Source organism: Serratia sp. Res13-Sevr-LER1-36-b, from assembly GCF_015673035.1.
GTDB classification, from domain to species: Bacteria; Pseudomonadota; Gammaproteobacteria; order Enterobacterales; family Enterobacteriaceae; genus Chania; species Chania fonticola_C.
The window spans coordinates 282,144-300,843 of the sequence record NZ_JADACK010000005.1 but is presented as its reverse complement, the minus strand read 5'-3'; the positions used below and the strand labels follow the sequence as shown (position 1 = coordinate 300,843).

Sequence of the window (18,700 nt, the reverse complement as noted above, 5' to 3'; positions counted from 1 at the left end):
TCAGGAGTCGATGAGCAAACACGTGGTCTCATCCCATACAATATCCTAGCTGTTATTTCTTCATGCTGCGAACATCTTCTCTGACCGTATCACTACAACCAAGAGTATTAACAAATACTAGTGAGATGATTTTAAATCATTAGCTATTTGAATTAGCGATTAACAACGTTTCTGGTTCCGTTACTTCCCAAACCACTTGTTCAAAACCTGGTGTTATTTGCCTTGTTCGCAGACAGTAAACTGATAGCCGCTCTAGCATTGGTGGGGATATAGGTTTGTTGGGCGTCACGATGAGCCCCATCATGGTTTCACGCGTAATGCGTACTGCGAACGAAAGGCCCTGGGTCAATACCTTACACATTTCCGTCATCACGCAGGGTATTGTCGTCGATTCCTTGCTCAGCGGCCTGTGCGTCAGCTTTTGTTTCAGTCTGCGATCGCCGCTTTGGATGGGTTTTTTGATGGCGATCGCCGGCTTGATGACGTTACTTCCAGATACCGTCTAATCCCCACTATTGGCCGGTCTGGAGCGGATGCTATATTTACTGGATAGCATACCCAGGATCACCAAAAACGAAAAACCCCAAGCCTTTTGAGCTTGGGGTCATTCATAATATGGCGGAGGAGCAGAGATTCGAACTCTGGAACGGTTTCCCGTCGACGGTTTTCAAGACCGTTGCCTTCAGCCACTCGGCCACCCCTCCGTAATGCAGCGAACTATAAACACAGCCGATCCCGTTGTAAAGCCTGAAACCGTTCAACCGAACGAAAAAACCGCATCTGCAATCTGACCGATGAAGAAATCAACAATCGGGGTGCAGCAATACCCTAGTAGTCACGTAGGGTAAAGAATGGTAAACAATCTTTAATCAATGGCTTGCACTGCACTATCATCATGATTAATTTTGTGATGACCTGATAAGAGAGATCATATGGACCGCATTGTCGTCTCATCCTCCTCGCGCGACTCTTTGCTAAGCACGCATAAAGTCCTGCGTAACACCTATTTTCTGCTGTCGTTAACACTGGCCTTCTCAGCACTGACCGCAACCGCCAGCACCATGCTGGGCTTACCGGCACCTGGTCTGCTGTTAATGCTGGTCGGCTTTTATGGTTTGATGTTCCTGACCCATAAGCTGGCCAATAGCCCTGCCGGTATTCTGGCGGCCTTCGCCTTCACCGGCTTTATGGGCTACGCCCTTGGCCCGATCCTGAGTTCGTTCCTGAACGCTGGCGCGGGTGACCTGATCATGTTGGCGCTGGGCGGTACCGCAGTGGTGTTCTTCTGCTGTTCGGCCTATGTGCTGACCACCCGTAAAGACATGTCGTTCCTGTCTGGCATGATGATGGCGGGCTTCGTGGTGCTGCTGGTGGCGGTTATCGCTAACCTGTTCCTGCAGATCCCTGCCCTGCACCTGGCCATTAGCGCACTGTTTATCCTGTTCTCTGCCGGAGCCATGTTGTGGGAAACCAGCAACATCATTCATGGCGGTGAAACCAACTATATCCGTGCTACCGTCAGCCTGTATGTTTCGCTGTACAACATGTTTATCAGCCTGCTGAGCATTCTGGGCTTCGCCCGCAGCAACTGATACGGCGCTTTTGTTTTGACCTGAGCCCCGCAATGCGGGGCTTTATTTTTGCCGGAGCAAAAGTTTGCTAGACTGTGGCCCGCAATGAATTACCGATCACCGAGGCTGTATGTTGGAGTTTGAAGGTCAGACGATTGAAACTGATGCCCAGGGCTACCTGAAAAACAGCGCCGACTGGCACGAAGGGCTGGCCCCACTGTTAGCGGCACAGGAAGAGATTGAACTAAGCGAAGCGCATTGGGAAGTTGTACGCTTTGTGCGTAACTTCTATCAGGAATTTAATACCTCACCGGCCATTCGCATGCTGGTCAAGGCGATGGCGCAAAAATACGGCGAAGATAAAGGCAGCAGCCGCTACCTGTATCGGCTGTTCCCGAAAGGCCCGGCCAAACAGGCGACCAAAATCGCCGGTTTGCCAAAGCCGGTGAAGTGTATCTAGCCACGGGTTAATAACGGATACTGAAGCCCTTATATTCGGCAACCCCACGCGGCTCCACCAGCACGCGGTCAACGCGGGCGCTGCGAGGGCCGCCGCTTTTCAGCCACGCCGTCAGTTGGTCAACAGCCTGTTGCTCGCCGCAGGCCAATACTTCCACGCTGCCGTCATCCAGATTACGTGCATAACCGGTTAACCCCAAAGCCGTGGCCTGGTGCTGGGTGTTATAGCGAAATCCTACCCCCTGCACCACACCATAGACATACGCGGCAATACAAACTTGTGTCATAATCGGCTCCTGATCGATTTCATTACAGGCATTCTCTGCGCTGATGCCCAGAGTGTGTCACTCTTTTTTCTCTATCTGGCAGCATACTTAATTATGACCGCACGCTTGATCCTTGCCAAAGGACGTGAAAAGTCCTTACTCCGTCGCCATCCGTGGATTTTCTCTGGCGCTGTTCTCCGTGTCGAAGGTAAAGCCCAGTCCGGCGAAACTATCGATATCCATGACAGCCAGGGCAAATGGCTGGCACGCGGTGCCTATTCACCAGAATCGCAAATTCGCGCACGCGTCTGGACTTTCAAGCAGGACGAAGATATTGATATCGCTTTCTTTATCAGCCGCTTGCAGCAAGCACAGAGCTGGCGTGATTGGGTCGCAAAGCGTGACGGGCTGGACGGTTACCGCCTGATCGCCGGTGAATCTGACGGTATGCCGGGTATCACCATCGATCGCTTCCAGAACTTCCTGGTTTTACAGTTACTTTCGGCCGGTGCCGAATATCAGCGCGCCCCGCTGCTTTCTGCTCTCCAGCACTGCTACCCTGAATGCGCGATCTACGACCGTTCAGACGTTGCCGTACGTAAGAAAGAAGGCTTGCCGCTCACCCAAGGCCCGGTACTGGGCGATCTGCCCCCGGCCCTGCTGCCAATCACCGAGCATGGTATGAAACTGCTGGTGGACATTCAACAAGGCCACAAGACCGGTTTTTATCTCGATCAGCGTGACAGCCGCCTGGCAGCACGTAACTATTCCGCAGGCCGTCGCGTGCTCAACTGCTTCTCGTATACTGGCGCTTTCGCAGTGTCTGCCTTGATGGGCGGATGTGAGCAGGTCATTAGCGTAGATACGTCACAGGCTGCGCTGGACATCGCCAAGCAGAACGTCGAACTGAACCAGTTGGATTTGAGCAAGGCCGAGTTTGTACGTGATGACGTATTCCAACTGCTGCGCAACTACCGCACACAGGGTGAGAAATTCGACCTGATCATCATGGATCCACCGAAGTTTGTCGAAAATAAAAATCAGTTGGCCAGCGCCTGTCGCGGTTATAAAGACATCAATATGTTAGCCTTCCAGTTGCTGAACCCAGGCGGCATTCTGCTCAGCTTCTCCTGCTCTGGCCTGATGCCGACCGATCTGTTCCAGAAAATTTTGGCCGATGCTGCCGTAGATGCCGGGCGTGATGTACAATTTGTAGAGCAGTTCCGACAGGCTGCCGATCACCCGGTGATTGCGACTTATCCTGAAGGCTTGTATCTGAAAGGGTTTGCGTGCCGGGTGATGTAACTTGAAATGCGCTGTTTTTGTCCTCATATAGAGTTCAATGTACTGTTTCTCAGGAGGTCATATGATAGCCAGCAAATTCGGTATCGGTCAGCAGGTTCGCCACCGGCTGCTGGGGTATTTGGGGGTAGTGATTGATGTCGATCCAGAATACTCTCTGGAACACCCAAAAGCAGACGAGATTGCAGCCAACGACGAGTTGCGCCTCGCCCCGTGGTATCACGTGGTGATGGAAGACGATGAAGGCCAGCCGGTTCACACTTATCTGGCCGAAGCGCAGTTGGCGGGAGAAGCACAGGATGCACACCCTGAGCAGCCTTCTCTGGATGAGCTGGCGGAATCCATTCGCAGCCAGTTGCAAGCCCCACGGCTGCGTAACTAAGCGTCTAGCCTGAGAAACCAGCACCTCTACGTAGCGTAACTGGTTGAAGTCTATCAGCAGTCTCAAACGCCAGGGCCAACCCTGGCGTTTTCACTCAATCAGCGTGCCAACCCCAGGCGCGGGATCTCAATCTTCGGGCAACGATCCATAATCACCTTTAGCCCGGCTTGGTTGGCCAACGCTTCCGCCTGTTCGTTGATCACCCCAATTTGTAACCACAGCACCTTGGCACCTATCGCAATGGCCTCCTGCGCCACCCCATACGCCGCCTCAGAGTTACGGAACACATCCACCATATCGACAGGGTGAGGAATATCCTCCAATGTGGCATAAACCACCTGGCCAAGCAGCGTCTGCCCGGCCAGCTTCGGGCTCACCGGAATGACCTGATAGCCTTGCTCCAACAAATAAGCCATTACGCCATAGCTGGCTCGAGCCGGTTTATCACTGGCGCCCACCAGCGCAATGGTTTTGACCTGTTTCAGTACCTCTGCAATTGCTAGGTCTTGCATTTTTCGCTCCTGATTTTTTGCCAAAAAGCACTTTCATCAGTGTAACCGAAACACCAACATCGGTTAAAATTCGTTATCAGTCTGCGTCTATACTGCTCGCCAGGCTGGTTTTCCCTAATGTCATATTTCAAATAACATCAAAATGTGTGTAAATGTAAATTAAACGGCATTCTGAAAAGATTTGACATAACTAGTGGCGTATCCAACACTAGTCATCCTGTTCCACGAAAAGGAAGTAACAATGAAATTTGGTCTGGTGGTTGCGGGGCTGCTTGGAATATCGCTAAGCGTTTCGGCCGCAGCTACGACCCTGAAGCTTTCCCCGGACATCGAGCTGATGATGGTCGACGGCAAGCAAATGACGGGCTCGTTGTTAAAAGGAGCCGATAGTCTGGAATTAAATGACGGGCAGCATCAACTGTTGTTCAAAGTCACCAAATCCGTACGTAAAGAACCACGGTCTCAGATGCTTTATACTTCACCCGCGCAGATTGTGGTGTTCAACAGTCAAAACGTCAGCGCCGTCACCATCGAGCTACCGCGTATCGAGAATGAGCAGGATGCACAGCGGTTTGATAAAGCGCCGAATTTTAAAATTTTGGGTAACCACGGCAAGCCGTTGGCAATCAAACACGATGTATTACCGCTAACAACCTCACCCAATGGGAATGACCTGGAGAAGATCGTTGCCGATTATAACGCTCAAAATCACCAGGCCTCCGTTCCGGCGTTTGCACATCTGGGTGCCAGCGTGATCTCGGCGGCACAGGGTAGCCCAGCGGTTATCCCCCTGAACGGTGACAACGTTGCCGAGAAAATGCTGCAATATTGGTTCCTGCGCGCCGATCCCGAGACGCAAAAACGGTTTATCGCCTGGGCCGGCCAATCTCGCAACCTTTAAACGCTGCCAACCACGCCTTTATGCCGTAAAGGCGTGGTTGGTTCGCAATTTCCCGCGTTAGCACTAGGCAGTGAAATACAGTTTCAGTAATCTGTGGCGAATCATTCGATTTTCCAAGGATAGCGACATGGAACAAACCACCCGCACCATCGCAGCACGCAAGCATATTGCGCTCGTTGCTCACGACCATCGCAAGCAGGCCCTGCTGAAATGGGTTGAAGACAATAAGGAAATACTTGCCCAGCACCAGCTGTATGCCACGGGTACCACCGGCAATTTGATCCAGCGGGCCAGTGGTATCCCGGTGCAGAGCATGCTGAGTGGCCCGATGGGCGGCGATCAGCAAGTAGGTGCACTGATATCCGAAGGCAAGATTGATATGCTGATCTTCTTCTGGGATCCGCTAAACGCCGTCCCCCATGATCCCGATGTCAAAGCCTTGCTGCGCCTGGCCACGGTCTGGAACATCCCGGTGGCGACCAACCGCTCCACCGCCGATTTCCTGATCGACTCCTCGCTGTTCAAGAGCGAAGTGGTGATCGCTATTCCTGATTACGAAAAGTATCTCGCCGAACGCCTGAAATAATACCCAAGGCCTGGTGCAGTGCCAGGCCTGTGGTTTACGGCTTTCTTTGCGACGGCACGCCAATATCTTGCAACTGCTCGATAAATACCGACGGGCGTTCGCGATCTTGTAATAACCAAACCTGATGCCTGGCCCGCGTGAGGGCGACATAAAGCAAACGCCGCTCCTCCGCATCCGGGAAATCCTCTGGCTGAGGCAATAATACCTCTTCAAGCACGGATTCACGGACCTCCGCCGGGAATCCATCCTTGCCTTCATACAGCCCGGCAATGATCACGTAGTCGGCCTGTTGGCCTTTGCTGGCATGAATGGTCATAAACTCGATATTCAGCTTCGGCCAACGCGTCGCCGCCTTTTGCAACACCTCCGGCTTGAGATGGTGGTAGCGAGCCAGCACCAAGATCCGTTCTTGCGGCTTCGCATAGCCACTTAGCTTGTCCAGCAACGCTTCCAACTGCTCCTGCGGCAAGATAACCACCGACTTCTTGTTGCCCTTGGTCAGGCTATTGAGCGGCTTTTTCAACTGGTGCGGGTTCTGCTGTATAAAGCCGTTGGCCACTTCACCGATCCGATCGTTAAAGCGGTAGGTGGTATCCAGCGCACACTGATCGCCTACGCCAAAGTTTTCGGCAAAGGCGGTGGTCAGCGACAGCTCTGCCCCACTGAAACGGTAAATTGCCTGCCAATCATCGCCGACGGCAAACAGACTGGTCTGCTTGTTTTGCTTACGCAGTGCCGCCAGCAACTGCGCACGCTGTGGTGAGATATCCTGGAACTCGTCCACCAGAATATGCTTCCACGGGCTGATAAAACGCCCCTTTTCCAACAGATTAACGGCTTGATGGATCAGCCCGGCAAAATCGACCGCCCCCTCATCCTTCAGCGCGGTTTTCCACGCTTTCAGCAACGGTGCCATCAAACGAATGCGTTTGCTGAACAGATCGCGGATCTCTTCGTCGGCCTGCTCTATCATTTCTGCCTGGCTGCCTCCGTGGGTGCGCATCAAGCCAAGCCAGCGCTCCAGGCGCCCACTCAAACGCTCTGCAAGACGCCGGTCATGCCAGAAATCGCCCTCGGGCACTTCCCACTCCAGCTCTTCCGTTAACCATTGCCGCCAACCTTTGGCCTGCGCTTTCTTCTCACTGCACTGCTGTTGCCAGTGGGTAACTAGCAACGTCCGGCGCGCTTTACTGTCGCTTTCCAACTTGCTGATCACCGGCGCTTTGCGGCTACCCTGCTGGATAATCTGCAACGCCAGCGCATGGAACGTTTTCGCCTGGATCGCCACGCTGCCCAAACGTTTCTGGATGCGTTCGTTCATCTCTTCAGCGGCCTTGCGCCCAAATGCCAACAGCAGGATCTGCTCAGGCTCGGCCTCTTGACGCAGTAGCAGCCAACCCGCCCGCGCCACCAGCACCGAGGTCTTGCCACTGCCAGCCCCTGCGAGTACCAGCACGGCATCCTCGCCGTTCACCACGGCCCGGCTTTGCGATTCATTCAACGGTGACGTTTCAACGGTCTGGAAGAAATCCTGGTGGGTTTCCAGCATCCGGTCGCACCACCGTTGATTGCGTTGCGCCACGCTGCGCAGGCCAGACTTGAGCCACTGCAGGCACAAGTGATAACTTTCACGGCAGTTTTCAAACTCTTCCAGCCGCGCCACCGGCATTGGCAACGCGCCAAACGACTGGCGGATCTGCTGCTGCAAGTGGCTCAATTCGGCACGCTTGAACCACTTGTCCTGTTGCTCAATTTGGCGGATATGATCGACCTGCTGTTGCAGTACCTCGGCGCTTACTTCACTCATCTCGCTGCTCCACTGCTGCCAGGACTGCTGCAGATAGTGGTAAAAGCGCTGGGTTTCCTGCCATTCGGTACCGTGCAGGCGTACGACCTTTTCATCCGGCAGTTCGAACTCGAGCTCCCCCCAGACGATCCCGCGTTTACAACGCACCTGAATCAACTGGTTGAAAGGGATCAGGTATTCATGCTTCTCGCCGCTCACCTCAACGCCGGCATGCAACAACCGTACGCGGTTGTAAGGATGCTGTGCCAGGTGTTTACCCAGCGATGTCGCTTTAAGTTCCATATACCCACGCCATAATCATGTTGAGAGTTACCGCCAGTTTACCTGCGTTAAGCAATGGCACTCTAGCGTTAAAAAAAGGGTAGAATAGTTTTTGCGTTATGCTGATGAATACTTCCCCCGTGCCGTTTGGCCATCATTAGAGCAGAATGACGACTATGCGTACTGTATTGAACGTTCTTAATTTCGTTTTGGGTGGTTTTTTCACCACGCTTGGCTGGCTGATTGCCACCTTCTTCAGCGTCGTGCTGATTTTCACCCTGCCATTGACCCGCTCCTGCTGGGAAATTACCAAAATCTCCTTGCTGCCATTTGGCAATGAAGCGATCCATGTCGATGAATTATACCCAGAGAAAAGCAATGCCCTGCTGGCTGCTGGCGGTTCTTTGCTGAATATCGTCTGGCTGGTCCTGTTCGGCTGGTGGCTGTGCCTGTCACACATTATTGCGGGTATCGCCCAGTGCATTACCATTATTGGTATTCCGGTAGGCATCGCCAATTTCAAGATAGCCGCTATCGCCCTGTGGCCGGTAGGCCGCCGCGTCGTTCCGGTTGAGGTGGCTCAACAGGCGCGGATCGAGAACGCCCGCCGCCGCTTTTAATCGCGTTAACTTTTCTCCCATTTAGGAGCTTGTCGTGCTCTCTTTAGCACCCAAAATTCGGCGTTATACCTATAACAGCAACCTGCTTTATAACCTGCGTATTTTTATCGCTCTGGCTGGCGCCTCTGCGGTGCCGTGGTGGTTAGGCGTCCCTAAACTGACCATTCCGCTAACGCTGGGGGTCGTTGCCGCCGCGCTAGCGGATCTGGACGACAGGCTAGCAGGAAGATTACGAAATCTGCTCATTACGCTAGTTTGCTTTTTTGTGGCCTCGACATCGATTGAACTGCTGTTTCCTTACCCCTGGCTGTTTGCCCTCGGGCTGACGACCTCAACCTGCGGCTTTATTCTGCTGGGGGCATTAGGGCAGCGTTACGCCACTATCGCCTTCGGTGCCTTGCTGATCGCCGTCTACACCATGCTTGGCACCTCCATGTACGACGCCTGGTACCAGCAACCGGTTCTGTTGATCATCGGTGCCATTTGGTACAACTTGCTGACGCTGATCGGCCATCTGCTATTTCCTATCAAGCCCCTGCAGGAAAACCTGGCCCGCTGCTATGAACAGTTGGCCAACTACCTGGATGCCAAAGCCAACCTGTTCGATCCAGATGCCGAATCGGACGCCGATCTGCCGTGGGTGGACGTGGCGATGGCCAACAGCACGCTGGTCACCACGCTTAACCTGACCAAGGCTTCACTGCTGACCCGCTTGAAAGGCGACCGTGGCCAGCGCGGCACCCGCAGAACGCTGCACTACTATTTTGTCGCTCAGGATATCCATGAACGCGCCAGTTCTTCCCACGTACAGTATCAGGCACTAAGCCAACAGTTCCGCCACAGCGATATTCTGTTCCGCTTCCAGCGGCTGCTGGCCAAGCAGGCCCGTGCCTGCCAGCAACTGGCGCAGTCGATACTGCTACGGCAGAAATATCTGCATAGCCCGCGTTTTGAGCCCGCCTTTTCACGCCTGGAAGAGGCGCTGACCCGGATTACCATTACCCCAGAAAATCGCGAACTGACCAGAGCGCTATCCCATCTGCTGAAGAATTTACGGGCAATTGACGCCCAGTTGGCCAATATCGAGTCTGAGCAGTCCTTGGCAAGTGGCCAGACCGAGGAAAACAACCTGTCAGACGACCGGCTCACCGGTTGGAGCGATATTCGCCTGCGTATCAGCCGCCACCTGACACCACAATCCGCCCTATTCCGCCACGCCATCCGTATGTCCGTGGTGTTGTGCGTGGGCTATGCGTTTATTCAACTGACCGGGATGCAGCACGGTTATTGGATCCTGCTGACCAGCCTGTTTGTCTGCCAGCCCAACTACAACGCCACCCGCAGGCGCCTGGCGTTAAGGATCATCGGCACTCTGGCTGGCATTTTGGTCGGGCTGCCGATCCTGTATTTTGTGCCCTCGCTGGAAGGGCAGTTGATCCTGATTGTGATTTCGGGGGTGTTGTTCTTCGCCTTCCGAACCGTGCAATATGCCCACGCCACGATGTTTATCACTCTGTTGGTCTTGCTATGCTTTAACCTGCTGGGCGAAGGGTTCGAAGTAGCTGCCCCGCGCGTCTACGATACCCTGCTAGGTTGTGCCATCGCCTGGGCAGCGGTGAGTTTTATCTGGCCAGACTGGAAGTTCCGTCAGTTACCGGCCATGGTGCGTAAGACACTGAATGCCGACTGCCGCTATCTGGATGCCATTCTGGTGCAATACCATCAGGGCAAGGATAACAGCCTGCCTTATCGTATTGCCCGCCGCGATGCCCATAATAGCGATGCCGAATTGGCGTCGGTGATCTCTAACATGTCTGCCGACCCTAAAGCCGATAAAACCATTCAGGAAGCGGCATTCCGCCTGCTGTGCCTTAACCATACCTTGCTGAGCTATATTTCCGCCCTGGGTGCCCACCGTGAGCGCCTGGAAAGTGCCGCCGTGCTGGACTTGCTCAACGATGCGGTTTGCTATGTTGATGGTGCATTACACCACGACGCTCATGATCGTCAGCGTATCACGCAGGCACTGGAAGCCCTCTCCGAGCGTATTACTGCACTGGTTCCGGAGCCGGAAAGCAAAGAACAGCTGGTGTTGCAGCAAATTGGCCTGGTGCTCGAATTGCTACCAGAGCTGACGGCACTTAATACACAAATTACTCAAGCCGGTTGATAGTTCAAAGATGTGGACCGCAGGCGCGGTCTTCTGACCGCGCCTCAAAGGAGGGAAAGAGCGCGTTGTTTTCGAACCATTCGGTCAACGCCTCCCTTTGTAGATTAGGCAAGGCGGCATGGTGGTAGCCCGCCATGGCACCCGCCAGTGACATCAACACTTTCATGCCCAGATTTTTTTGCTGTTGCAGCAACTTCAGATAGCTATCTCTAGCCCCCAACAGGCGAAAATCATAAATATTGCAGATACCTGCTCGCCACAGCTGGCGCTCTAATGAGGCATCAATATTCGGTAAATCTTTCAACCTGCCATTGCAGCGTTTTTTCACCTTAATCTCTTTACGCGTCTCACAGAGAGCCTGCCAGGCAAGCGCACACAGTTCGCGACGCTGCTGCCACAACTCTTCATTTACCCAGTAATAGCGCATGACCATGGGGACCCCCCGCTTTAAATAGGTCATATTCACCATGCCACGTTCACGAAATGCGGTTTCCAGGCTTTCTGTGGCACGTAAATACAGCTCACCTTCGGTAATGACCGCAAACATTGTGCCGTCCGCCAGCAGGCCATAGCCGCCAAACTGCGAGCGTATGGCAATATTTCCCAGGGCGGCAAAGCAGGACTTTGCCTGCTCGATCCTCCTTAACGATCCTCCATTCATTTAACTCTCCTTATATGAAGCCACAGCCATTAGGCATGTTTTGGTTGGAATAAACGTAACTGGAACAACTAATTAAAAAAAATACGCATTATCCCTATTCGTGCCAATCATAAATTCAAGACGTACAATAAATAATCTCAATTATGCGAAGCGTTACGAAAATTTGGGTTGATCTTCTGTTTCGATGGCTATACTGTATATACATACAGTAACACTACGGGCGGGAGACGACATGCGTACTCAATCACTTTATCAACCTCATTTTAGCCAATCCTCAATGCCGGCGGAGCAAGCGGTGATCCCTGCGCAAGAGGGCAACGAAAATGGCCTAATCAGTGAGCTTGTTTACAATGAGCGGCAACCCGCCGTAGCCCAGTTGCTGGTGCCTTTGTTGCAACAGTTAGGCAGGCAATCACGTTGGTTACTGTGGTTGACCCCACAGCAGAAACTGAGCAAAACCTGGCTGCAACAGGCCAGCCTGCCGGTTGATAAGGTCGTACAGCTTAATCAGATCAATCCACTGGCTACCGTAGACGCCATGGAGAAGGCTTTACTGACAGGAAATTACAGTGTGGTGCTTGGCTGGTTACCAGAATTGACACAAGAGGATCGTCTAAGGTTAAGTAGAGCGGCAGAATTGGGCAATGCCTATGGGTTCATTATGCGACCTCAACGTGACATCGTTGCTGCCGACAGACACTGTTCAACCTTAAAAATTCACTCTTCTTTGTATCATTAAGTAAATTTAGGACTTTTCCCATCACTTTTATCGTTTGGTCTGGCAATCGCAGGCAGATCAGGCGAAAAGCGAGGTTGGCTGCGGTTCGGCGCCACCTTCCATGTGAAAAAAAGTCTCGTTTAGCACCCCGATATGTTAGAGGATATGTCTAATTCCATGTTTTTTTTTAGAGCTTTATCACATCACACTTGTAACTTTCGCGCCACGTTGTAGACTTTACATCGCCAAGGTTGCTCTATAACGCCAGAAAAACTGGCAGAGTAACAAACGAGGGCTCAAACCTTGGCGAAGGAATTTAAACCAAGGGCTTAAAGCAGCTTTAAAGCTCATTGCCTATTTGGATGATAACGAGGCGCAAAATGAAAAAGACAGCTATCGCATTAGCAGTGGCACTGGCAGGTTTCGCTACAGTAGCGCAAGCCGCACCAAAAGACGACACTTGGTACACTGGTGCTAAACTGGGTTGGTCCCAGTTCCATGACACCGGTTTCTACGGTAACGGTTACACCGTTGATAACGACGCACGTAAAGACCAGATTGGTGCTGGTGCGTTCGTTGGCTATCAGGCAAACCAATACCTGGGCTTCGAAATGGGCTACGACTGGTTAGGTCGTATGAAATATACCGGCGCTAACACCGGTTCTTTCAAAGCTCAAGGCGTTCAACTGGCAGCTAAACTGAGCTACCCAATCATGAACGATCTGGACATCTACACTCGTCTGGGCGGCATGGTATGGCGTGCAGACAGTGATGGTGCTGGCTCTAACGGTGGCAACCATGACACTGGCGTTTCTCCATTGGCAGCAGTGGGTGTTGAATACGCACTGAACCGTGACTGGGCTACCCGCCTGGACTACCAGTGGGTTAACAACATCGGTGATGCAGGTACCGTTGGCGCACGTCCAGACAACGGCATGCTGAGCGTAGGTGTTTCCTACCGCTTTGGCCAGGAAGTTGCTGCTCCAGTAGTAGCTCCAGCTCCGGCCCCAGCTCCAGTTGTTGAGACCAAGAAGTTCACTCTGACTTCTGACGTTCTGTTCGCGTTCAACAAAGCGACCCTGAAGCCAGAAGGCCAACAAGCTCTGGATCAGCTGTACACCCAACTGAGCTCACTGGATCCGAAAGACGGTTCTGTTGTAGTTCTGGGCTTCACTGATGCAGTAGGTTCAGCAGAATACAACCTGCGCCTGTCTGAGCAACGTGCACAAAGCGTTGTGGATTACCTCGTGTCTAAAGGTATCCCTTCAGACAAGATCTCCGCACGTGGCATGGGTAAAGCTAACCCAGTTACCGGTGACTCTTGTGGCTACCGTTCAGGCCGCGCAACTGCAGCTCAGATCGCATGTCTGGCTCCAGATCGTCGCGTAGAGATCGAAGTTAAAGGTATCAAAGAAGTTGTTTCTCAGCCTCAGGGCTAAGTAAGCACTTCTTAGTAAAAAACCCCGCATTGCGGGGTTTTTTTTGGCCTAAACATTGGGTAATGCTATTTATCATCCTTACCCAGGATCGCCTGTAGATCCTGTTTCAGCGATGACATCTGGGTGGCATACTTCTCTTTGCGCTCGGCATCTTCGATCAGCTGTACGACGGTTTCCGACAGGGTGACACCGCGGCGATGCGCCAGCGCAGCCAAACGTTGCCAGACCAGGAACTCCAGATCGATCGATTTCTTGCGCGTATGCTGATGTTCTGAGTTAAAATGACGCTTACGCCGGGCGCGGATGGTTTGTTTCATCCGGTTATCCAGCGCCGGATTCATGTGCTCATCGATCCATGCCAGCACTTTGACCGGTTCATTTTCCAGCTTCAGCAGTTGGTCAATGACCTCCTGAGCAAGGCTGTTTTCAATGTAGCGGGTGATCGCTTCACCTTCCCGGTGCTTTTTCACCAGGTACTTCCATTTCCAACCGCTCTCCAGATTTTCCAGTTGCTGATATTTCATCATGAACTCTGCTGTGACCGTGTAACTTTAATAAGCATAACAGCTTTAGCCAACTTTTCCTCGGCAATTACCCTCCGTTTTTGACTGTTTTTTGCACAGTCATCGAGCAATGTCAAACTCCAATGCTCAACAATGACTCTGGAGGTATCAAGCTGGCGTTATTCTTGTATAATCGCGCTTTCCCTTTTTGACGATTGCATCTAACACTTTGACCAATAACCGACTTGAATGGCAATCTCTGTTGCCTGCTGCTACGCCTTATCAGGCGATTTTCGATTCCGCTGCTCAATTGGCACCCGTGGCCTTTTCTGCAATCCAACCCCGTTTGGAGAATGCGCTGACGCTGTTTTTGCATCCGCTGTCTCTGCCACGTTTTATGCTGTTGAAAGCACAGGAAACACGTGAGTATCTGGCGTTGATCGCCCGAGCGGCAGAAGAATTGCAACCGCAGAATACCGTTAAAGGCAGTCACTACGTGATTGAAGGCGACACCGTCAGCATTAAAAATGCCATGCGCGGCGATGAACCTTTTGCCGCCGGCGGGGCTTGCGTATACCAGGAATGGGTTGAGCCAGAACAGTTATTTGGCTGCGTCAGAATGCATAATGGTGCTATCACCTTGCAGCCGGGCCTGGTCCATCAGGCTAACGGCGGCGTGCTGATCCTGTCGGCGCGTGCCCTATTGGCACAGCCGCTATTATGGCTGCGTCTTAAACAGATGATTACCCAGCGCCAGTTCCAGTGGCTGACGCCAGATGAAACCCGGCCACTGCCGCTTTCCATCCCCCCCATGCCGCTGGAGTTACGCCTGATTGTAGTAGGCGATCGCCATGGCCTGGCTGATTTCCACGATATGGAGCCTGAAGTCTGTGGGCAGGCCGTCTACGGTGAATATGAAGACGATCTGCAGCTCACCGAGCCAGACGATATGGTGCAATGGTGTGGCTATATCAATAGTGTGGTCGCCGAGCAGCAATTACCACCGCTGGCAGCCGACGCCTGGCAGCCCCTGATGGTCCAGGCGGTGCGCCATACCGGTGACCAGGGTAACCTACCGCTCTCGCCACTGTGGGTCAGCCAGCAGCTTTCTGAGGCCGCTCTGTACGCCGAAGAGGAGCAGATCACCGCTAAAGCGTTAGAAGCGGCGCTGAATGCCCGCGAATGGCGTGAAAGCTATCTCGCAGAACGCATGCAGGACGAGATTGAGCTGGGTCAGATCATGATCGAAACCGAAGGTGAGGTAATTGGTCAGATTAACGGCCTGTCGGTACTGGATTATCCAGGGCATCCGCGCAGCTTTGGCGAACCTTCGCGCATCAGCTGTGTGGTCCACCTGGGCGATGGCGAATTCACCGATGTGGAGCGCAAGGCCGAGCTTGGGGGCAATCTGCATGCTAAAGGCATGATGATCATGCAGGCGTTCCTGATCTCCGAACTGGATCTCGATCAGCAACTGCCCTTCTCCGCTTCGATCGTCTTTGAGCAATCCTACGGCGAAGTTGACGGGGATAGCGCCTCACTAGCCGAACTCTGCGCCCTGATCAGCGCATTGTCACAGCAGCCGATCACCCAGCAAATCGCCGTGACCGGTTCCGTTGACCAGTTTGGTAATGTGCAACCAATCGGTGGCGCAAACGAAAAAATCGAAGGTTTCTTCGAGGTTTGTCTACGCCGTGGCCTCACGGGCAAACAGGGCGTGATCCTGCCAGCCAGCAACGTACGGCACCTTTGCCTGCGCCCAGACGTCGTCGAAGCGGTACGTGAAGGGCAATTCCATCTGTGGGCGGTAGATAGCGTTGCGGAAGCCTTGCCGTTATTGACCGGCCATCCGTTCGCCGATGAGCAGCAGCCTAGCTTGCTGGCCGCCATCCAGGAGCGAATTGCACAGGCCATGTTGCCAGAACGGCGTCCGTTGCCGTGGCCATTGCGCTGGCTTAACTGGTTCAGCCGTGGCTGATCGGACTTGTTCAGCGTACACGTGTAAGTTAATCTGCGTCCTTCATCAAAATAAGGTTTACTGAGAACATGGTAGATAAACGCGAATCCTATACGAAACAAGATCTCGAAGCATCGGGCCGTGGCGAACTGTTTGGCGCCGGTGGCCCACCGTTGCCATCAGGCAACATGTTAATGATGGACCGCGTGGTCAAGATGACCGAAGACGGTGGTAGCCACAATAAAGGCTACGTAGAAGCTGAGCTCGATATCAATCCGGATCTGTGGTTCTTCGATTGCCACTTTATTGGCGATCCGGTCATGCCAGGCTGCCTGGGTCTGGATGCCATGTGGCAGTTGGTAGGGTTCTACCTCGGCTGGATGGGCGGTGAAGGCAAAGGCCGTGCGCTGGGCGTCGGCGAAGTGAAGTTCACCGGTCAGGTATTGCCAACCGCCAAAAAGGTCACCTACCGCATCAACTTCAAACGCGTGATCATCCGCAAGCTGATTATGGGCGTGGCTGATGGCGAAGTGCTGTGCGACGGCAAAGTGATCTATACCGCCAGCGATCTGAAAGTGGGCCTGTTCAAGGACGCAGCGGCGTTCTAATGCCCTACGGCGACCTCTCTCGGTCGCCGTTTATTTCCCCCTGTATTATTACTGAGCTGGTCGTTTAATCGCCACCCAGTGACTACAATAAATGTATTCACCAAGAGGGCAGCATGAAAAAAACCAGTTTTGCAACGACCCCCTGCCCAATCGCCCGTTCGTTGGGGCGCGTGGGGGAATGGTGGAGCATCCTGATCCTGCGCGATGCCTTTCATGGCCTGAGCAAATTTGACGAGTTTCAGCAAAGCCTGGGGCTATCCCCCACGCTGCTGACCCGCAGGCTTAAATTTCTGGTGGAAAGCGGCATTCTGTATAAGCAACGCTACCAGACACGCCCGGTACGCTATCAATACCTGCTCACCGATCGCGGCAAGGATTTCTTCCCGGTGTTGGTGACGTTGTTCCAGTGGGGCAATACCCATCTGACCGAAGGGGCGCACAGCGCAGAACTGGTTGATCGGCGCAGCGGTCAACCGATACAGCCTCAATTAATCGATGCGCTAACCCAGCAGCCTATCGCCTTACAGCACATCACGTTGGCGGCAGGTCCTGCGGCCGGAGAAGCCATGTCACGCCGTGCTTCTCTGATGCAGCATCACTACGCCTTACTTAATGAATCATCCAAGGAGTCACTATGAGCAGTCGTCGTATAGTTATCACCGGTATGGGGGCCGTCTCTCCTTTAGGTTGCGGCGTAGAGCCGATCTGGCAACGCCTGTTGGCTGGTCAGTCAGGGATCGGGCCACTGCCCGAAGAGATGGTGGCAGATTTGCAGGTCAAGATCGGCGGTCAGGTGCCCACGCTGGAGCAGGATGCCGCTGCCGGTTTTAATCCAGACCTGAGCGTGGCACCGAAAGACCAAAAGAAAATGGACCGCTTCATTCTGCTGGCGATGGCCGCCGCTGACGAAGCCATCAAGCAGGCAGGTTGGAATGCCGATAGTGAGGAGAAACAGGAACGGACGGCCACCGTGATCGCTTCCGGCATTGGTGGCTTCCCCGCTATAGCTCATGCGGTACGCACCACGGATAGCCGCGGGCCGAAGCGCCTCTCTCCTTTCACCATTCCCTCATTCCTGGTTAACCTGGCCGCCGGCCATGTTTCCATCAAGCATCAATTCAAAGGGCCGATTGGCGCACCGGTCACCGCCTGTGCAGCAGGCGTACAGGCCATTGGCGATGCGGTGCGGATGATCCGTAACGATGAAGCCGATATCGCCTTATGCGGTGGAACGGAAGCCGCTATCGATACCGTTAGCCTGGGAGGCTTTGCCGCTGCCCGAGCCATGTCAACCATGCCTGCAGATGCCGCAACCAAAGCGTCACGCCCGTTTGACAGTGCCCGCGACGGCTTTGTGATGGGTGAAGGTGCCGGGATGTTGGTGATCGAGACGTTGGAACATGCGTTGGCACGCGGTGCCAAGCCGTTAGCTGAGATTGTCGGTTACGGCACCAGTGCAGATGCCTACCATATGACTTCCGGGGCTGAAGATGGCGACGGCGCCTATCGTGCGATGAAGATTGCGCTGAAACAGGCTGGCGTCACGCCAGATCAGGTTCAGCATCTGAATGCACACGCCACCTCAACCCCCGTTGGCGATCTGGGTGAAATCAACGCCATCAAACACCTGTTCGGCACCGATGGGCATATCGCTATCACCTCCACCAAATCGGCCACCGGCCATCTGCTGGGAGCCGCAGGTGGCCTGGAAACCATTTTCACCGCTCTTGCACTGCGCGATCAAATCGCTCCGGCCACGCTGAATCTGGATAATCCAGACCCTGCCGCCGCCGGTTTACATCTGGTGGCCAATAAGGCGGAACCGATGGCAATGACCTATGCCCTGTCGAACGGATTTGGTTTTGGGGGAGTCAACGCGAGTATTTTGCTAAAACGCTGGCAGGAATAATTTTACGCTTAAAACGAAAACCTCCGCTTGTTTGGCGGAGGTCGTTCCTTAATTCATGACAGAGAGCC

20 protein-coding genes and 1 tRNA gene are annotated in these 18,700 nt (G+C 53.5%); 15 read left to right on the top strand and 6 right to left on the bottom strand.

Annotated elements, in window-relative coordinates; translation table 11 throughout:
- Nucleotides 1–302: 302 nt before the first annotated feature.
- Nucleotides 303–506: a hypothetical protein gene (locus IMQ33_RS02455; protein ID WP_196061453.1), complete on the top strand. Its 204-nt coding sequence runs from the start codon at nucleotides 303–305 to the stop codon at nucleotides 504–506.
- A gap of 110 nt (nucleotides 507–616) precedes the next feature.
- Here IMQ33_RS02455 and IMQ33_RS02450 read toward each other — a convergent pair.
- A tRNA-Ser gene (locus IMQ33_RS02450) sits at nucleotides 617–704 on the bottom strand.
- A gap of 228 nt (nucleotides 705–932) precedes the next feature.
- Here IMQ33_RS02450 and yccA point away from each other — a divergent pair.
- Nucleotides 933–1,592, top strand: a complete 660-nt coding sequence (yccA, locus tag IMQ33_RS02445; RefSeq protein ID WP_021181987.1) for an FtsH protease modulator YccA — start codon at nucleotides 933–935, stop codon at nucleotides 1,590–1,592.
- Between the two features lie 109 nt (nucleotides 1,593–1,701).
- On the top strand, nucleotides 1,702–2,031 hold the full coding sequence (tusE, locus tag IMQ33_RS02440) for a sulfurtransferase TusE (RefSeq protein ID WP_186530602.1): 330 nt from the start codon (nucleotides 1,702–1,704) through the stop codon (nucleotides 2,029–2,031).
- Between the two features lie 7 nt (nucleotides 2,032–2,038).
- Here tusE and yccX read toward each other — a convergent pair whose 3' ends face one another.
- Nucleotides 2,039–2,317: an acylphosphatase gene (gene yccX, locus IMQ33_RS02435; RefSeq protein WP_186530600.1), complete on the bottom strand. Its 279-nt coding sequence runs from the start codon at nucleotides 2,315–2,317 to the stop codon at nucleotides 2,039–2,041.
- A 93-nt stretch (nucleotides 2,318–2,410) separates the two neighbouring features.
- Between yccX and rlmI the strand changes: the two genes are divergently transcribed.
- Nucleotides 2,411–3,601: a 23S rRNA (cytosine(1962)-C(5))-methyltransferase RlmI gene (rlmI, locus tag IMQ33_RS02430; RefSeq protein WP_098927792.1), complete on the top strand. Its 1,191-nt coding sequence runs from the start codon at nucleotides 2,411–2,413 to the stop codon at nucleotides 3,599–3,601.
- A 61-nt stretch (nucleotides 3,602–3,662) separates the two neighbouring features.
- Nucleotides 3,663–3,980, top strand: a complete 318-nt coding sequence (gene hspQ / locus IMQ33_RS02425) for a heat shock protein HspQ (RefSeq protein WP_021182046.1) — start codon at nucleotides 3,663–3,665, stop codon at nucleotides 3,978–3,980.
- 98 nt (nucleotides 3,981–4,078) lie between these two features.
- Here hspQ and IMQ33_RS02420 read toward each other — a convergent pair whose 3' ends face one another.
- Nucleotides 4,079–4,492 carry a CoA-binding protein gene (locus IMQ33_RS02420; RefSeq protein WP_065685294.1) on the bottom strand — a complete coding sequence of 138 codons (414 nt, stop codon included), beginning with the start codon at nucleotides 4,490–4,492 and terminating at the stop codon, nucleotides 4,079–4,081.
- A gap of 241 nt (nucleotides 4,493–4,733) precedes the next feature.
- Between IMQ33_RS02420 and IMQ33_RS02415 the strand changes: the two genes are divergently transcribed.
- Together IMQ33_RS02415 and IMQ33_RS02410 are read left to right on the top strand one after the other, a co-directional pair.
- Nucleotides 4,734–5,393: a DUF2057 family protein gene (locus tag IMQ33_RS02415; RefSeq protein WP_065685295.1), complete on the top strand. Its 660-nt coding sequence runs from the start codon at nucleotides 4,734–4,736 to the stop codon at nucleotides 5,391–5,393.
- Nucleotides 5,394–5,520: 127 nt separating this feature from the next.
- The gene (locus IMQ33_RS02410) at nucleotides 5,521–5,979 is read left to right on the top strand and encodes a methylglyoxal synthase (RefSeq protein ID WP_021182049.1); all 459 of its coding nucleotides are present in this window, start codon (nucleotides 5,521–5,523) and stop codon (nucleotides 5,977–5,979) included.
- Between the two features lie 34 nt (nucleotides 5,980–6,013).
- Here IMQ33_RS02410 and helD read toward each other — a convergent pair whose 3' ends face one another.
- Nucleotides 6,014–8,068: a DNA helicase IV gene (gene helD / locus IMQ33_RS02405; protein WP_196061452.1), complete on the bottom strand. Its 2,055-nt coding sequence runs from the start codon at nucleotides 8,066–8,068 to the stop codon at nucleotides 6,014–6,016.
- A gap of 155 nt (nucleotides 8,069–8,223) precedes the next feature.
- Here helD and IMQ33_RS02400 point away from each other — a divergent pair, with 155 nt between their 5' ends.
- Nucleotides 8,224–8,667 carry a YccF domain-containing protein gene (locus tag IMQ33_RS02400; protein ID WP_024485658.1) on the top strand — a complete coding sequence of 148 codons (444 nt, stop codon included), beginning with the start codon at nucleotides 8,224–8,226 and terminating at the stop codon, nucleotides 8,665–8,667.
- A gap of 34 nt (nucleotides 8,668–8,701) precedes the next feature.
- On the top strand, nucleotides 8,702–10,837 hold the full coding sequence (gene yccS, locus IMQ33_RS02395) for a YccS family putative transporter (protein WP_065685297.1): 2,136 nt from the start codon (nucleotides 8,702–8,704) through the stop codon (nucleotides 10,835–10,837).
- A gap of 4 nt (nucleotides 10,838–10,841) precedes the next feature.
- Here yccS and IMQ33_RS02390 read toward each other — a convergent pair whose 3' ends face one another.
- Nucleotides 10,842–11,498 (bottom strand): TfoX/Sxy family DNA transformation protein, encoded by a 657-nt coding sequence (locus IMQ33_RS02390; protein ID WP_196061451.1) that lies wholly within the window; start codon nucleotides 11,496–11,498, stop codon nucleotides 10,842–10,844.
- 232 nt (nucleotides 11,499–11,730) lie between these two features.
- Between IMQ33_RS02390 and sulA the strand changes: the two genes are divergently transcribed.
- Both sulA and ompA read left to right on the top strand, forming a co-directional pair.
- Nucleotides 11,731–12,237 (top strand): SOS-induced cell division inhibitor SulA, encoded by a 507-nt coding sequence (sulA, locus tag IMQ33_RS02385; RefSeq protein WP_065685299.1) that lies wholly within the window; start codon nucleotides 11,731–11,733, stop codon nucleotides 12,235–12,237.
- Between the two features lie 359 nt (nucleotides 12,238–12,596).
- Nucleotides 12,597–13,655, top strand: coding sequence for a porin OmpA (gene ompA, locus IMQ33_RS02380; protein WP_024485662.1), 1,059 nt, complete (start codon nucleotides 12,597–12,599; stop codon nucleotides 13,653–13,655).
- A 65-nt stretch (nucleotides 13,656–13,720) separates the two neighbouring features.
- On the opposite strand, the gene matP is transcribed toward ompA, so the two are convergent.
- Entirely contained in the window at nucleotides 13,721–14,179 is a 459-nt protein-coding gene (matP, locus tag IMQ33_RS02375) for a macrodomain Ter protein MatP (RefSeq protein WP_065685423.1), read from the bottom strand.
- 208 nt (nucleotides 14,180–14,387) lie between these two features.
- On the opposite strand from matP, the gene IMQ33_RS02370 reads away from it, so the two are divergent.
- The 4 genes from IMQ33_RS02370 (at nucleotide 14,388) to fabF (ending at nucleotide 18,632) form a co-directional block, all read left to right on the top strand.
- Nucleotides 14,388–16,136, top strand: a complete 1,749-nt coding sequence (locus IMQ33_RS02370; RefSeq protein ID WP_196061450.1) for a Lon protease family protein — start codon at nucleotides 14,388–14,390, stop codon at nucleotides 16,134–16,136.
- Nucleotides 16,137–16,204: 68 nt separating this feature from the next.
- Nucleotides 16,205–16,723 (top strand): bifunctional 3-hydroxydecanoyl-ACP dehydratase/trans-2-decenoyl-ACP isomerase, encoded by a 519-nt coding sequence (fabA, locus tag IMQ33_RS02365; RefSeq protein ID WP_024485665.1) that lies wholly within the window; start codon nucleotides 16,205–16,207, stop codon nucleotides 16,721–16,723.
- Between the two features lie 113 nt (nucleotides 16,724–16,836).
- Nucleotides 16,837–17,361, top strand: a complete 525-nt coding sequence (locus IMQ33_RS02360) for a helix-turn-helix domain-containing protein (RefSeq protein ID WP_065685302.1) — start codon at nucleotides 16,837–16,839, stop codon at nucleotides 17,359–17,361.
- Complete coding sequence (gene fabF, locus IMQ33_RS02355; protein WP_196061449.1) at nucleotides 17,358–18,632, top strand: beta-ketoacyl-ACP synthase II; 1,275 nt, start codon at nucleotides 17,358–17,360, stop codon at nucleotides 18,630–18,632. The genes IMQ33_RS02360 and fabF overlap by 4 nt, the downstream gene beginning before the upstream one ends.
- Nucleotides 18,633–18,700 lie beyond the last annotated feature (68 nt).

What these genes read in the sequence shown, in the direction of transcription:
- IMQ33_RS02455 (WP_196061453.1), top strand. Translation starts at nt 303, where the DNA reads ATGGTTTCACGCGTAATGCGTACTGCGAACGAAAGGCCCTGGGTCAAT.
- yccA (WP_021181987.1), top strand. Translation starts at nt 933, where the DNA reads ATGGACCGCATTGTCGTCTCATCCTCCTCGCGCGACTCTTTGCTAAGC.
- tusE (WP_186530602.1), top strand. Translation starts at nt 1,702, where the DNA reads ATGTTGGAGTTTGAAGGTCAGACGATTGAAACTGATGCCCAGGGCTAC.
- yccX (WP_186530600.1), bottom strand. Translation starts at nt 2,317, where the DNA reads ATGACACAAGTTTGTATTGCCGCGTATGTCTATGGTGTGGTGCAGGGG.
- rlmI (WP_098927792.1), top strand. Translation starts at nt 2,411, where the DNA reads ATGACCGCACGCTTGATCCTTGCCAAAGGACGTGAAAAGTCCTTACTC.
- hspQ (WP_021182046.1), top strand. Translation starts at nt 3,663, where the DNA reads ATGATAGCCAGCAAATTCGGTATCGGTCAGCAGGTTCGCCACCGGCTG.
- IMQ33_RS02420 (WP_065685294.1), bottom strand. Translation starts at nt 4,492, where the DNA reads ATGCAAGACCTAGCAATTGCAGAGGTACTGAAACAGGTCAAAACCATT.
- IMQ33_RS02415 (WP_065685295.1), top strand. Translation starts at nt 4,734, where the DNA reads ATGAAATTTGGTCTGGTGGTTGCGGGGCTGCTTGGAATATCGCTAAGC.
- IMQ33_RS02410 (WP_021182049.1), top strand. Translation starts at nt 5,521, where the DNA reads ATGGAACAAACCACCCGCACCATCGCAGCACGCAAGCATATTGCGCTC.
- helD (WP_196061452.1), bottom strand. Translation starts at nt 8,068, where the DNA reads ATGGAACTTAAAGCGACATCGCTGGGTAAACACCTGGCACAGCATCCT.
- IMQ33_RS02400 (WP_024485658.1), top strand. Translation starts at nt 8,224, where the DNA reads ATGCGTACTGTATTGAACGTTCTTAATTTCGTTTTGGGTGGTTTTTTC.
- IMQ33_RS02390 (WP_196061451.1), bottom strand. Translation starts at nt 11,498, where the DNA reads ATGAATGGAGGATCGTTAAGGAGGATCGAGCAGGCAAAGTCCTGCTTT.
- sulA (WP_065685299.1), top strand. Translation starts at nt 11,731, where the DNA reads ATGCGTACTCAATCACTTTATCAACCTCATTTTAGCCAATCCTCAATG.
- ompA (WP_024485662.1), top strand. Translation starts at nt 12,597, where the DNA reads ATGAAAAAGACAGCTATCGCATTAGCAGTGGCACTGGCAGGTTTCGCT.
- matP (WP_065685423.1), bottom strand. Translation starts at nt 14,179, where the DNA reads ATGAAATATCAGCAACTGGAAAATCTGGAGAGCGGTTGGAAATGGAAG.
- fabA (WP_024485665.1), top strand. Translation starts at nt 16,205, where the DNA reads ATGGTAGATAAACGCGAATCCTATACGAAACAAGATCTCGAAGCATCG.
- IMQ33_RS02360 (WP_065685302.1), top strand. Translation starts at nt 16,837, where the DNA reads ATGAAAAAAACCAGTTTTGCAACGACCCCCTGCCCAATCGCCCGTTCG.
- fabF (WP_196061449.1), top strand. Translation starts at nt 17,358, where the DNA reads ATGAGCAGTCGTCGTATAGTTATCACCGGTATGGGGGCCGTCTCTCCT.